Raw genomic sequence first — 12,995 nt, 5'->3', positions numbered from 1 at the left:
AACACTTCGTTTGAGCGTTTTGCCAGTTTTTTGTTTAGTGATGCTTTTTTTGTTGCAAGTGGCGCTGTTGGCCTTGAGAAAAGAGCTGGACACGCAGGACTTTCGCCCAAAAAATACCGAAGAGCTGGGGAACTAAATACATAAAGGACAGGCCTAACACCAGCCAAGTGGGATTAAACGGTTGATAGAAAAACGTCCACTCGGGATGCTGAAATTGCAAATACAAGGAAAGAAGCGTGCTGATGATATTGCCAATCAGCCAAAGGGGCAGTTGGTTGCTAGCTTTAAAATAAAACCCTAGCAGGACAGTGAGCAACAGAGAAAAGAGAAAGCCTAAAATGGATTGATAATAGGCATCAAGTAACAGAGACAAATAGACAAAGGGAATCGAAAATAACGCGATGGGTAATCTTTTAAGCTGTCTTTTCATAGTTCGCCTCCAGTTGTTTGTTATTCATTTTTATTTTACGACCATTAAATAAAAGGACAAGTGCTTTTGCTGGTTTTTCTTTTAGGATGAGTTATTTTTTAATGGAATCACGCTTAATTGCCAGAATTATCTACGAATTTACACAATATCCCTAAAATGCTATCGCAAGAGCAACCACTTTTAAAAACAAAAAAGAAAAAATATCGAAGTTGGATAACGAACGCAAAATTCAATTTTATCTGTTTTTTTTTTTTTATTTGTTTGTAGTTTTTGAATAACTAAAAAATACTCGTTGCTCAAGGCGTACGCTAAGCACTTTAAAAAAATTACGATGGCATTTGTATCCCGTTTTCAAGTTATGGTAGGATGTAGGGCAAAGGGGTTGATAGAATGAATCCATTAACGGAGCGATTCAACAAACAAGTAGACCAGATTGCGGTTTCTTTGATTCGACAATTCGACGAGCGAGTGTCAGGCATCGAGGGAATCTTAAAGCTAACTTTAGGCGAGCCAGATTTTAATACCCCGGAGCATATTAAAGATGCCGGGAAACAAGCAATTAACGACAATTTTAGTCATTACAGCGGGATGGCGGGATTGCCGGATGTCCGGGAAGCTGCGGCTTATTTCGTAAAAGAAAAATATGGCCTGACCTATGATGCCCAAAAGGAAATTTTGGTAACTGTGGGTGTCACCGAGGCGATTTCGGCTTCTTTGTTGGCAATTTTAGAAGCCGGAGATAAGGTATTGTTGCCAGCACCGATTTATCCTGGCTATGAACCAGTCATCACCTTAGCCGGAGCTCAGGCTGTGTACATGGATACTAGTGACAATGGGTTTGTTTTATCTCCGGAAATGCTCCGGGAAACCTTGGTAAAAGAAGGTCCAGCAGTTAAAGCTGTGATTTTGAACTATCCAAGCAATCCTACCGGGGTGACGTATAGTCGAGAAGAAGTCCAGGCGTTAGCAGAAGTTTTGAAAGAGTATCCGGTCTTTGTGATCAGTGACGAGGTTTATAGTGAGTTGAGTTACGATCAAGAGCACGTCTCCCTTGCAGAATACCTGCCTGATCAGACGATTTTGCTCAACGGGTTATCGAAATCCCATGCTATGACTGGCTGGCGAATTGGATTTATCTTTGCGCCTCAGGATTTAACGGCGGAGATTATCAAAGTCCATCAATACTTAGTAACCGCTGCGACTACCATCTCCCAAAAGGCTGCTGTGGAAGCCTTGGTACAAGGGATCGAGGATGGAGCAAAAATGGGGGAAGAATATCGGGTACGTCGCGATTTCGTCTATGAAAAGCTGAAGCAATTCGGTTTTGAAGTGGCGAAACCCAGTGGTGCTTTTTACCTCTTCGGGAAGATTCCAGCAGGTCAGATCCAAGACTCCATGGCCTTTTGTGTGGACTTGGCAGAAAAAAATCAATTGGCTGTGATTCCGGGAATTGCATTTGGTAAAGCCGGAGAAGGCTATATTCGCATTAGTTATGCGGCAAGTCGTGAAGCTTTAGCCGAAGCCATGAAGCGCTTAGAAAATTATTTGCAAAAACAACCAAATCAGTAAGCTACTAGCATCACGTTCGAAACTTTTGGAAAAGAAGCTTTCGCCGGGATGCTTTTTTGGTGCCCCCATGAAAGGGATTACGCTGGGAAATCTCACGTATTTAGAGCAAATGAAAAAAATTTGAAAACCTGTCGTTTTGATGTTTCCACAGGTTATGAAACAAATTCTTCGTTATTTAGTAAAGTTATCCACACGAGAGTTTTTGGGACGATTTTTAAGAAACTTATCCCCAATATTTACGATATTTTCTTTTTTCAAGGGGCTTTGGTAGAATCAAGAAAGAGAAAAGGAAAGTAGTGAAGTGGGATGAAAATCTTTTTAATCGAAGACGACACAGCATTGGCGAAAGTGGTCAAAGATGCGATTCAAAAATATGGCTTTGAGGTGGAACAGGCACAAGATTTCGCCAAACTCACCGAAGAAATTCAGCGAATACAGCCGGATTTGGTCTTGATGGATATCAATCTGCCTTATTTTGACGGCTTTTATTGGACTCGGCAGTTGCGGCTGCTGTCCAATTTGCCAATCATCTTTTTGTCGGCCCGGGATCATCCCATGGATCAAGTGATGGCCATGGAATATGGCGGGGATGACTATTTGGTGAAACCTTTTGACAATGAAGTTTTGGTGGCGAAAATCAAGAGTCAATTGCGCCGGGCTTATGGGGAGTATTCCGTTGCCGGGGAGCGGATTTTCAGCTTTCACGAATTGCAGTATTTCCCGGAACGTTTAGAAGTCCATTTCGGTGATCAAAAGGAATATTTGACTAAAAAAGAAGGGGAACTGCTGGAGTTATTGATTGAACATGCCCCTCGAATCGTAAAACGGGAAACTTTTTTAATGAAGCTTTGGGATGATGAGCGCTTTGTGGATGATAATACACTTTCTGTCAATATGGGGCGTCTGCGGAAAAAACTGGAAGATATGGGTTTAGTGGATAAGATTCAAACCCTCCGTGGTCAAGGCTATCAGTTGGTTTGGGAGGTTGAAAAATGAAGTTTTACCTCAAGCAGCACAAAAGTCGCTACTTCGGCTTATTGCTGATTTTTGCCTTCTTATTAGGAATCGTGGGGCTTGCTGGAGGCGTTTCTTGGTCGCTTTTGATCTACCTGTTTTTTGTAGGAGCTTTTTTGCTTGGGGGAGGCATGCTTTTTGCCTACACCCGGCAACGACGGCTCTATGCTTTTTTATCCGATCAGACGAAGCGAATTTTGCCAGGAGATCAGGACCATTTAAGTCAGGCCATTAGCTACAAGGTGAATCAATTACTTCAAGAACAAGAAAATCAATTGACCAAGGAAAGCCGGGAAAAAGAACAACAGGTGACCTTTATCAATCTCTGGGTTCATCAAATGAAAACACCGATTGCCGTTTTGGAAATGATGGCTCAAGAAAATCAACTGGACGCAGTGGAAATTTTAAAAGAAACCCAACGCCTGAAAAGTGGCTTGAATTTGGTCATGAATGAAGCGCGACTCTTAGGTGGTCTAGGGGGAGATTTTGTTTTGAAGCAAGTCCACTTGGCTAAACTCGTCAATCAACGGGTCACCGAGCAAAAGAATTTCTTTATCCAGCACCAAGTTTATCCCCAAGTGGCAATTGCCAGTGACTTGCACCTGATTACCGATGAAAAGTGGCTAGGCTTTGTGATCGAGCAACTCTTGGTTAACAGTATCAAGTACACGGCCCCCGGGGGTAAGGTGAAACTCAGCGCCTCCATGGAGCAAGAAACGCTTTATCTGGTTATTGAAGACGAGGGTGTAGGGATTCCTCCGGGAGATTTGCCTCGGATCAAACAAGCCTTTTTTACTGGGGAAAATGGTCGCCGTTTTGGGGAGGCCACGGGAATGGGACTGTATCTAGTGGATCAAGTAACCCAAGAGCTAGGCATCGAGATGAATGTCGCCTCTCAAGTAGGAAAAGGCACGAAAATCACATTGACTTTTCCCGACCCGAAAGAATATCGGGAGTAAACTTCGAAAGACCCTGGAGAATTCCGCGGTCTTTTTTTATTTTCCACAAAGGGAACGAGGAGCTTTTATATCTTACGAAGCTGTAAGAATACTCCGGGCAAAAGTCATGGTAGCGACTGGGGATTCTTGCTACACTGGGGATAAGAGATGAAACTGAAAATGATCCACGGTCAAAGGAGGATATTATGGCAGTATTGGAGATTCAAAATTTAGTGAAGAATTACTTCGGGGAAGTTACCGTAGAAGTTTTGAAAGGCATCGACTTAAAGGTGGAAAAAGGGGAATTTGTCGCAATTATGGGGCCGTCCGGTAGCGGGAAGACCACTTTATTAAACTGTGTGGCCACATTGGATACCCCCACATCTGGGCGAGTGCTGTTAGATGGTACCGATCCTCACAGCTTCCGGCCCAATCAACTGGCGGACTTTCGTCGGCAAAATTTAGGCTTTGTTTTTCAGAACTACAATCTTTTGGCACCGCTAACGGTGATTGAAAACATTGTCCTACCCTTAACCTTAGAACGAAAAAGTCCTGAGGAAATGCTCCCGGCAGCAGAAGCATTGATGAAAGAACTAGGAATTTTAGCTTTGCGAGATAAACGGATTTATCAGCTTTCCGGTGGGGAAGCACAGCGTGTGGCGATTTGTCGGGCATTGATTCATGAGCCTAGCTTGATTTTAGCGGATGAGCCTACGGGAAACTTGGACTCCAAAGCAGCTAATAGCGTGATGGAGCTTTTATCCCAGCTTAATGAAGAGCGACAAGTGACCACGTTAATGGTGACCCACGATGCCTTTTCTGCCAGCTTTTGTAATCGAGTAGTCTTTATTAAAGACGGCCGTTTTTACAATGAAATCTACTTAGGCAACAACCGGGATGAGTTTTACCAAAAAATCTTGACGGTGCTAAGTCATTTGGGAGGGCGCAGCCATGAGCTTCTTCAAGCTGATTACTAATAATGTCTTTCGCTCTGCTAGAACTTATGGCAGTTACTTTCTATCCAGTGTTTTTTCGGTATTTGTCTTTTTCATTTTCGCCATGTTGACTTTTCATCCCCAGCTTCAATCGGGGATTACCGGTTCCAGTGCGGAGGTTACCCTTTTAGCACGAATGGGGCTAGGCGTCAGTCAAGTTTTGGTAGTGTTATTGTCCTTTATCTTTTTATGGTATTCCTTTTGGACTTTTTTGAAAGCCAGAAAACGGGACTTAGGTATCTATATGATGTTGGGAATGAAACCTAAGGACTTGCGAAAAATGCTTTTCGGGGAAAATATGCTGATTGGCTTTAGTGCTTCAATCGTGGGGATTGGCCTGGGAGTCTTGTTTACTAAGGTAATCCTAATTGTGGTCCAAAACGTGCTGGCATTAGGCACAGGCTTGAAATTTTATTTTCCTTTGGTAGGTTCCGGATTGACTCTGCTCACCTATATCCTGTTGTTTTTACTTGTTAGTGTCATTATGACGTTTAAAATTCAGACGGAAAACCTCAATCAGCTGGGAAAGAGCGATGAGACCCCTATGCCGTTACCTAAGACCCATCCTTTACTGGTCTTAGGTGCTTTTCTTAGTCTGGCGGCAGGTTACGGGGCACTGGTGTATTTCTTGAAAAAAGAAGCCAGCCTTTGGTTACTCTTGTCCTGTGTGCTTTTGACCGTATTGGCGACTTTCTTGTTTTTCCATCAAGTGACGGTTTATTACTATCGTTGGCGTCGTAATCGGCGGACTTTTTGGCGGGGGAAGACCATGTTGGCGGTTTCGGAAGGCATCTATCGGGCCAAGGAAAATGCCACCATGTATGCCTTAATCGCCTGTACTGCTTCGGTGGCCTTGGTGGCTATTTCCACTACTGCTTCTTTGGGGAGTGCACAAACCGGGAATCGCAATGGTACCTCAGCCGCCATTGTTCTTGTAAACAATCAAGAAGAAAACAGTAGCGACTATCCTTTAACCGTGGGGAAACAGATTAACCAAGCCATTGAAAAGGCGGGACACGATTCCTTTTATTTCATCGGAGAGACCTATCCGGTACAGTATTTTCCAAAAGGAGAAACTGGGGATTTCTTTGCCTATGCCATGAAAGCCTCGGATTACAATCAGTTAGCAAAAGGTGTTGGGGCCAAAGAACTACACCCTAAACCAGGAGAGATTTATGAATTGGCTAGCTCTATCAGTCAATTGAATGAATTTAAGCAGATGACTCCTAGTGAACGGGTGGAAAAACGAGAAGTCTTAACCACCTCAGGCAAACAAACCATGACCTTGAAGCGTCTCCCTCTTCAATTTCGTATTGCCCAATCCTATCGTTTCTATATCGCACCGGATGAGGAAGTGGCTCGGTTTGCGATACCAGAGGGTTACGAGATGGCTCCTACGCGCTACCAAGTCATCGACTATGACCAGTGGCAATCCGATAAGGACTTAGGTGTTCAGATTCAACGGATTTTAAGTCAGGATCGAGAACGCTTTGACAAAAAATTCCAAGCAATCTACGACAAATCTGACCAAGGAAAAGATACGGAAGCAGATTACAAGGAGCTTTACCGGGATTACTACAGTTACGAATCTCGCTATGAAGTTTGGCAAAACCAGCGACAAGCCAATGGTCTGGTGCTAATGATTGGCCTGCTTTTAGGTGGTGTCTTCTTCATCTTTACCGCATCGATCTTTTATTTTCGTTTATTCGGAGATTTGGATAAGGAAGGGCGTTACCATCGCAGCCTTTATCAAATCGGCCTGCCACCAAAAGCTCGTCACCGTTTAGTCAGTGGCCAAATGTTGCAGATGTTCTTCATTCCATTGCTAGTGGCGATTTTGCACTCCGCAGTGGCATACTGGGGAATCGTAGAACTTGCGGAGATTAATCTCTGGAGTCACTTCTTTACCATTATTGGCTGTTATTTATTGGCCATGAGTTTATTGTATCTTGTTTGTCGCTTCTTCTATTTGCGAAATCTAGACGAGCGGGCAGAAAGTCCGGGTTCCTTCTAGCTTTACACAATCTTTACAGGAGTTTATGGAAACTTTACCTGCTTTTGGTAGCATCTTTACATGCTCTTGCTAGACTGAGGTTGTAGCAAAGAGAGGAGCATGAATGTGAAAAAAATCAGTATTGTCAGTCTGTTGTTGGTAGTATTACTAAGTGCCTGTGGAAGCAATGGTGCAAAGGAAAGTAATGCTGAAAAATCTACTGATCAAAAGCAGGTGGAGATTACAGCGGTGGGGTCCACGGCTTTACAGCCTTTAGTGGAAGCTGCCAAAGAGGATTACGTAGCCGAGCATCCTAATTATCAAATCACTGTCCAAGGTGGTGGCAGTGGGACAGGCCTTTCCCAAGTAGCGGCCGGGGCCGTGACGATCGGCAACTCAGATGTTTTTGCAGAAGAAAAGGACGGCGTGGATGCTAGCCTATTAGTCGACCACAAAGTCGCCGTGGTGGGCATCGCTCCTGTGGCAAATAAAGATGTGGGTGTCACAGATTTAACTAAAGAACAGCTTATTGGTATTTTTACAGGAAAAATCACCAATTGGCAGGAAGTCGGTGGCAAAGATCAAGAAATTGCGGTAATCAATCGGGCATCCGGCAGCGGAACCCGGGCAACCTTTGAAAAATGGGGGCTGGACGGCGCCGAGGCGGTGCAGTCACAAGAACAGGATTCTTCCGGTACCGTGAAGAAAATTGTGGCGGAAACCCCGGGAGCGATTAGCTACTTAGCCTTTTCTTATATTGATGATTCTCTGGTGAGTCTCTCCTTAGATGGAGTGAAAGGCAATGGCGATACCATCACCACAAACGATTGGCCGATTTGGTCCTATGAGCACATGTACACCAAGAACAAGGCAACTACCGAGGTTCAAGACTTCTTAGACTATCTTCTTTCATCGGAAGTCCAAAATGGCTTGGTGAAAGAGCTGGGCTACTTGCCAATCACGTCGATGAAGGTGGAGCGGGATGCTCAAGGCAATCTGAAATAATGTGTGAAGCTTGCAGGGGTTTAACCAACACCTGCAAGCCTTTTTTTGTGAAGAGTGAAAATGATTATCAGTGAGAATGGGGCAAACTTGCGTGGTTTTTCACATTCTCAGTTTTTATTTTGCTAAAATAAAGAATGAAAGCGCTATATCGTTTGGTGGGAGCAAAAAGTAGGAGGGAGTCAGTATGATAGGACAAACGGTTGTCTTTGAGTTTATTGAGACTACAAGTCAGGCGGAAGAACTAGCAGCGGTGTTAGAACGTCTGAAAAACCAAGCAGGGGGACAGATGCCAGCCTTGCAAGAAGCCCAACGCATCTATGGGTACTTGCCCATTGAAGTCTTGCAACGGATTGCCAAAGAATTGGCAGTTCCATTGGAGAAGTTATACAGTACCGCAACATTTTATTCCCAGTTCACCTTTGTGCCAAAAGGGGAGTACACCATTAGTATTTGCATGGGGACAGCTTGCTATGTCAAAGGCGCGGGGAACATTTTGGATAGTTATGAATTAGAATTGGGGATCAAAGCCGGGGAAACGACGACGGATCGTAAGTTTACATTGGAGTCTTGCCGCTGTATCGGTGCTTGTGGCTTAGCGCCAGTGCTTACGGTAAATGAAGAGGTCTATGGTCGCTTGACCCAGAAAAAAGGGGATAAGGTGTTGGCGACTTATTTGAAACGGGGAGGGACAGACGGATGAGGACTTGGCAGGAATTAAATGAAATGCAAAACCTGTATCGCAAGGATGTAGCCTTGCGTCTGGATGAGACAGATTTTGACTTGAAATGGGAGATTCTCGTCTGCGGTGGTACCGGCTGTCTGTCTTCCAAGAGCCGTGATTTTATGGATGCATTCAACGCTGAATTAGCTAAACATGGCTTGGCAGATGAAGCACGGGTAATCGGCACCGGCTGTTTTGGCTTGTGTGCTCAAGGTCCGATTGTGATTGTCTATCCCGGTGGTACTTTTTACCATCAAGTGCAACCAAAAGACGCCAAAAAAATCGTAGAAAAACACTTACTGGCAGGAGAGCCAGTGGAAAAATTGCTTTACCACGACCACGAAACGAAAGAAGTCATCAATAAATTATTAGATACACCGTTTTACCACAAACAAGAGCGGGTGGCTTTGCGTAACTGCGGCCGCATTGATCCAGAAAAAATCGAAGAATACATCGCATTTAACGGGTATCAAGCTTTGGCGAAAGTCCTCCATGAATACACCAGTGAAGACGTCTTAACCATCTTGAAAAATTCCGGCTTGCGGGGTCGCGGGGGAGCTGGCTTCCCAACTTATATGAAGTGGACCTTTGCAAAGAACAGTCCCGGCAATCAAAAGTATGTAGTTTGTAATGCAGATGAAGGGGATCCAGGGGCCTTTATGGATCGTTCTGTCTTAGAAGGTGACCCTCATGCGGTGATTGAAGCCATGGCCATCGCGGGCTACACGATTGGAGCCAATCAAGGCTATGTCTACGTACGAGCGGAATACCCGACTGCGGTGAAACGTCTGCAAATCGCCATTAATCAAGCCCGAGAAGCAGGACTTTTAGGCGAGCACATTTTTGGTACGGATTTTTCTTTCCAATTGGATATTCGTCTAGGCTCTGGAGCGTTTGTCTGTGGGGAAGAAACTGCCCTATTGGAAAGTATCGAAGGTCATCGGGGGGAACCCCGGCCACGACCACCATTTCCTGCGGTGAAAGGATTATTTGGCAAGCCAACCATTGTCAATAATGTGGAGACTTTGGCCAATATTGCGCAGATTATCGTGAAGGGTCCATAGTGGTTTGCGGCCATGGGAACGGAAAAATCAAAAGGCACTAAGGTCTTTGCTCTAGGAGGCAAGATTCAAAATACCGGTTTGGTAGAGATTCCCATGGGAACCACATTGCGGGAAATCGTTGAGGACATCGGTGGGGGGATTCCTGAGGGCAAGGCTTTTAAAGCGGCTCAAACCGGGGGACCTTCCGGAGGCTGTATTCCAGTGGAGCATTATGATGTGCCTATCGACTACGATAATCTGATGGAAATCGGCTCCATGATGGGCTCCGGTGGATTGATTGTCATGGATGAGGACAACTGTATGGTAGACATTGCCAAATTCTTCTTGGAATTTACCGTGGAAGAAAGCTGTGGCAAATGCGCTCCATGTCGTATTGGGACGAAACGCCTTTTGGAGATTTTAGAGAAGATTACCTCCGGACGGGCAACCATGGATGACTTGGATAAAATGGAGGAGCTGTGCTACCACATTAAGGAAAATTCCTTATGTGGTTTGGGACAGACGGCGCCGAATCCGGTCCTTTCAACGTATCATTACTTTAAAGAAGAATATTTGGCCCACGTACAAGAACGACGTTGCCCGGCAGGAGTCTGCAAAAACTTGATTCAATACAAGATTAATCCAGAAACCTGTACCGGCTGTACCGCTTGTGCGAGAGCGTGCCCTGTGTCAGCCATTTCCGGGGAAAAGAAAATGGCCCATGAAATTGATCAAGCAGTCTGCATTAAGTGTGGCATGTGTATCGATACGTGTCGCTTTGATGCCATCTACGTGCAATAGGAGGGAAGTAGGATGAACGAAATCGAGATTTTTATCAATGGCCAGTCCTATTATGCACCGGAAGGGTCGACTATTTTACAAGCGGCAAAAGCCAATCACATTGAAATTCCAACGTTGTGCTATTTAAAAGAAATCAATGAAATCGGTGCCTGTCGTATTTGTGTGGTGGAGGTTGCCGGGGTGAAAAATCTAGTGACCGCCTGTGTCTATCCTATTAAAGAAGGCATGGAAATCACCACGAATTCGAAACGAGTTTTCGAATCCCGTAAATTGACCTTAGAATTAATCTTATCTACCCATGAGCGCAAGTGTCTATCCTGTATTCGCAGTGGTAACTGTGAACTCCAAAAGCTTTGTAAAGAGTTCAACGTGGATGATGAAGATTATTACAACGGGGAAAACAATAACTGGGAATTTGACGATACAGCGGTCCACATGGTGCGCAATAACAACAAATGCATCCTTTGTAAACGATGTGTGGCGGCTTGTGACAAATGCCAAGCAATCAGTGTGATTGGTGCCAACGACCGCGGCTTTACCACACATATTGGCTCGGCTTATGAACTGGGCCTTGGGGAAGTGGCCTGTATTTCTTGTGGCCAGTGTATCGTGGCGTGTCCGACTGGCGCGATTCACGAGCGAGATCAAACAGAAGAAGTCTGGCAAGCACTGGAAGATCCGGAAAAATACGTGGTGGTCCAAACCGCTCCTTCCATTCGAGTGACCTTAGGGGAAGCCTTCGATCTGCCAATCGGGACCAATATGGAAGGGAAGATGGTGGCGGCTTTACGGCGATTAGGCTTTAACAAAGTCTTTGATACCAACGTGGCGGCCGACTTTACCATTGTGGAAGAAGCCAATGAATTCTTAGAGCGGGTGAACAATAATGGACCGTTCCCACTCTTTACCTCTTGCTCACCAGGCTGGGTGAAATACTGTGAGTCCTATCATCCGGAGTTGATTCCGAATTTATCCAGTTGTAAGTCGCCACAACAGATGTTTGGAGCTTTGACCAAAACCTGGTATGCGGAAAAAATGGGCATCGATCCTAGTAAAATCTTTATGGTGGGCATCATGCCTTGTACGGCTAAGAAGTTTGAAGTCACCCGGGAAGACGAATCCGCAGCAGGCTACCCAGATGTGGATGTAGCCTTGACCACCCGGGAGTTGGCACGCATGATCGACAAAGCCGGTTTACAATTTGCAAATCTACCGGATGAAAGTTTTGACAATCCGCTAGGGGATGCAACCGGGGCTGCTTATATCTTCGGGGCTACCGGTGGTGTTATGGAAGCAGCTTTGCGTACTGCTGTAGAGCGCTTGGTAGGGACTCAAGCCGCACCTCTTGATTTTAAAGAAGTCAGAGGATTAGCCGGAATCAAGGAAGCAACTTATCGAATCAATGGAGCAGACATTAACGTTGCAGTGGCTTCCGGTATAGGAAATGCCAAGCGCTTAATCGAAGAACGAATCGAAACGGGAGAAAAGACCTATCACTTTGTGGAAATCATGGGTTGTCCTGGTGGCTGTATCAATGGTGGAGGACAACCGGTCCAACCCGCTTCGGTGCGAAATTCCGTTGATTTAACGGCATTACGAGCAGCGGCTCTTTATTCCGAAGACGAGGCGAAAACCCTCCGCCGCTCTCATGAAAGTCCTGTGGTTCAAAAAATCTACGAGGAGTATTTGGAAGCCCCTGGTAGTTTAAAAGCCCATCATCTTTTGCATACTAGCTATCACGAGCGCATGGAAGTTCAGTAAAAAAGAGGCTGGGGCAGTTTTGCCCCAACCTCTTGTGTTACTTGATTACATTTCAAGCTTGATTTTTAAGATTCGCCGCAATTGGGGCATTAAGATTACTGCCATGGCTCCCCCTAACAAGGCCGTGACCAGTTGCGGATAGGAGAAAGTGGCGGATACCACGGTGGCTTGGGGTTCTGGCAGTTGTAAAATCAGGGGCACCATGAATTTTACGATTAAGAGGTACAAGGTGAGCGCTTTGGCAATTGCCCCGGCAATGGTGGCACCTACTAGGCGAGGATACTGATTGTACCCATGAGTTCCTAAGACAAACCACCAGACTAAGACTAGTACGGCATTGCCGATTGCGATACACAAAATCAATTGCCACATCGTCGGTCCGATTTTAAAGAAAAACGCAAAAATCGGGGATAGTAAAGCGACACTCAGTCCGCCCCAAAGACCGATTAGTCCTACGCCTAAAATCAAAATCAGGTTGACGAAACTACCGGTGATAAAGGTGTTGCCAAAACTTGCAGTGAAGGCTTGGATAACTACGATTAAAGCAACGAGGACAGCAGTTTGGGTGATCCATAAGGTTTTGTTTTTCATCGGTGCACAGACATCGGCGAAACCGAGACTGCCTTTCACATCCTTTCGTATGAGAAGCGCTTTGGAATAGTTTTATTGTACCAAATTAAAGCGGATTCATCTTTCTTTTTTTGAGAAATTTCTCACATGAAGAA

At 45.1% G+C, this 12,995-nt stretch carries 12 protein-coding genes; 10 read left to right on the top strand and 2 right to left on the bottom strand.

Going from position 1 to position 12,995, the window contains the following annotated elements; genetic code table 11:
* Positions 1 to 34: 34 nt before the first annotated feature.
* Positions 35 to 430, bottom strand: a complete 396-nt coding sequence (locus tag I579_RS00740; RefSeq protein WP_010753119.1) for a hypothetical protein — start codon at positions 428 to 430, stop codon at positions 35 to 37.
* 390 nt (positions 431 to 820) lie between these two features.
* On the opposite strand from I579_RS00740, the gene I579_RS00735 reads away from it, so the two are divergent.
* From I579_RS00735 to I579_RS00690, 10 genes are all read left to right on the top strand, one after another.
* Positions 821 to 1,999, top strand: coding sequence for a pyridoxal phosphate-dependent aminotransferase (locus I579_RS00735; RefSeq protein WP_010753120.1), 1,179 nt, complete (start codon positions 821 to 823; stop codon positions 1,997 to 1,999).
* Between the two features lie 306 nt (positions 2,000 to 2,305).
* Complete coding sequence (locus I579_RS00725; RefSeq protein WP_010753121.1) at positions 2,306 to 2,995, top strand: response regulator transcription factor; 690 nt, start codon at positions 2,306 to 2,308, stop codon at positions 2,993 to 2,995.
* Positions 2,992 to 3,972 carry a sensor histidine kinase gene (locus I579_RS00720; RefSeq protein ID WP_010753122.1) on the top strand — a complete coding sequence of 327 codons (981 nt, stop codon included), beginning with the start codon at positions 2,992 to 2,994 and terminating at the stop codon, positions 3,970 to 3,972. Before I579_RS00725 ends, I579_RS00720 begins: the two co-directional genes overlap by 4 nt.
* A 185-nt stretch (positions 3,973 to 4,157) precedes the next feature.
* Complete coding sequence (locus I579_RS00715; protein WP_010753123.1) at positions 4,158 to 4,928, top strand: ABC transporter ATP-binding protein; 771 nt, start codon at positions 4,158 to 4,160, stop codon at positions 4,926 to 4,928.
* Complete coding sequence (locus I579_RS00710) at positions 4,903 to 6,960, top strand: ABC transporter permease (RefSeq protein ID WP_010753124.1); 2,058 nt, start codon at positions 4,903 to 4,905, stop codon at positions 6,958 to 6,960. The genes I579_RS00715 and I579_RS00710 overlap by 26 nt, the downstream gene beginning before the upstream one ends.
* A 105-nt stretch (positions 6,961 to 7,065) precedes the next feature.
* Positions 7,066 to 7,944 (top strand): phosphate ABC transporter substrate-binding protein, encoded by an 879-nt coding sequence (locus tag I579_RS00705; RefSeq protein WP_010753125.1) that lies wholly within the window; start codon positions 7,066 to 7,068, stop codon positions 7,942 to 7,944.
* Positions 7,945 to 8,128: 184 nt separating this feature from the next.
* Positions 8,129 to 8,644 (top strand): NADH-quinone oxidoreductase subunit NuoE family protein, encoded by a 516-nt coding sequence (locus tag I579_RS00700; RefSeq protein WP_010753126.1) that lies wholly within the window; start codon positions 8,129 to 8,131, stop codon positions 8,642 to 8,644.
* A complete protein-coding gene (locus I579_RS13135; protein ID WP_010753127.1) occupies positions 8,641 to 9,729 on the top strand; it encodes a (2Fe-2S) ferredoxin domain-containing protein in 1,089 nt (362 codons plus the stop codon). Before I579_RS00700 ends, I579_RS13135 begins: the two co-directional genes overlap by 4 nt.
* A gap of 12 nt (positions 9,730 to 9,741) precedes the next feature.
* The gene (locus tag I579_RS13130) at positions 9,742 to 10,509 is read left to right on the top strand and encodes an NADH-ubiquinone oxidoreductase-F iron-sulfur binding region domain-containing protein (protein WP_010753128.1); all 768 of its coding nucleotides are present in this window, start codon (positions 9,742 to 9,744) and stop codon (positions 10,507 to 10,509) included.
* 12 nt (positions 10,510 to 10,521) lie between these two features.
* Complete coding sequence (locus I579_RS00690) at positions 10,522 to 12,270, top strand: NADH-dependent [FeFe] hydrogenase, group A6 (RefSeq protein ID WP_010753129.1); 1,749 nt, start codon at positions 10,522 to 10,524, stop codon at positions 12,268 to 12,270.
* 45 nt (positions 12,271 to 12,315) lie between these two features.
* Here I579_RS00690 and I579_RS00685 read toward each other — a convergent pair whose 3' ends face one another.
* Positions 12,316 to 12,861 carry an ECF transporter S component gene (locus I579_RS00685; RefSeq protein ID WP_010753130.1) on the bottom strand — a complete coding sequence of 182 codons (546 nt, stop codon included), beginning with the start codon at positions 12,859 to 12,861 and terminating at the stop codon, positions 12,316 to 12,318.
* Between the last annotated feature and the right edge of the window lie 134 nt (positions 12,862 to 12,995).

It is taken from the genome of Enterococcus asini ATCC 700915 (genome assembly GCF_000407365.1).
Taxonomy (GTDB): Bacteria; Bacillota; Bacilli; order Lactobacillales; family Enterococcaceae; genus Enterococcus_C; species Enterococcus_C asini.
Note: the sequence above shows the minus strand (reverse complement) of the source record. Positions and strands in the feature narration are given on the sequence as shown.

Bases quoted from the DNA above. Each gene is read 5' to 3' on its own strand.
- I579_RS00740 (WP_010753119.1), bottom strand. From the start codon at position 430: ATGAAAAGACAGCTTAAAAGATTACCCATCGCGTTATTTTCGATTCCC.
- I579_RS00735 (WP_010753120.1), top strand. From the start codon at position 821: ATGAATCCATTAACGGAGCGATTCAACAAACAAGTAGACCAGATTGCG.
- I579_RS00725 (WP_010753121.1), top strand. From the start codon at position 2,306: ATGAAAATCTTTTTAATCGAAGACGACACAGCATTGGCGAAAGTGGTC.
- I579_RS00720 (WP_010753122.1), top strand. From the start codon at position 2,992: ATGAAGTTTTACCTCAAGCAGCACAAAAGTCGCTACTTCGGCTTATTG.
- I579_RS00715 (WP_010753123.1), top strand. From the start codon at position 4,158: ATGGCAGTATTGGAGATTCAAAATTTAGTGAAGAATTACTTCGGGGAA.
- I579_RS00710 (WP_010753124.1), top strand. From the start codon at position 4,903: ATGAGCTTCTTCAAGCTGATTACTAATAATGTCTTTCGCTCTGCTAGA.
- I579_RS00700 (WP_010753126.1), top strand. From the start codon at position 8,129: ATGATAGGACAAACGGTTGTCTTTGAGTTTATTGAGACTACAAGTCAG.
- I579_RS13135 (WP_010753127.1), top strand. From the start codon at position 8,641: ATGAGGACTTGGCAGGAATTAAATGAAATGCAAAACCTGTATCGCAAG.
- I579_RS13130 (WP_010753128.1), top strand. From the start codon at position 9,742: ATGGGAACGGAAAAATCAAAAGGCACTAAGGTCTTTGCTCTAGGAGGC.
- I579_RS00690 (WP_010753129.1), top strand. From the start codon at position 10,522: ATGAACGAAATCGAGATTTTTATCAATGGCCAGTCCTATTATGCACCG.
- I579_RS00685 (WP_010753130.1), bottom strand. From the start codon at position 12,861: ATGAAAAACAAAACCTTATGGATCACCCAAACTGCTGTCCTCGTTGCT.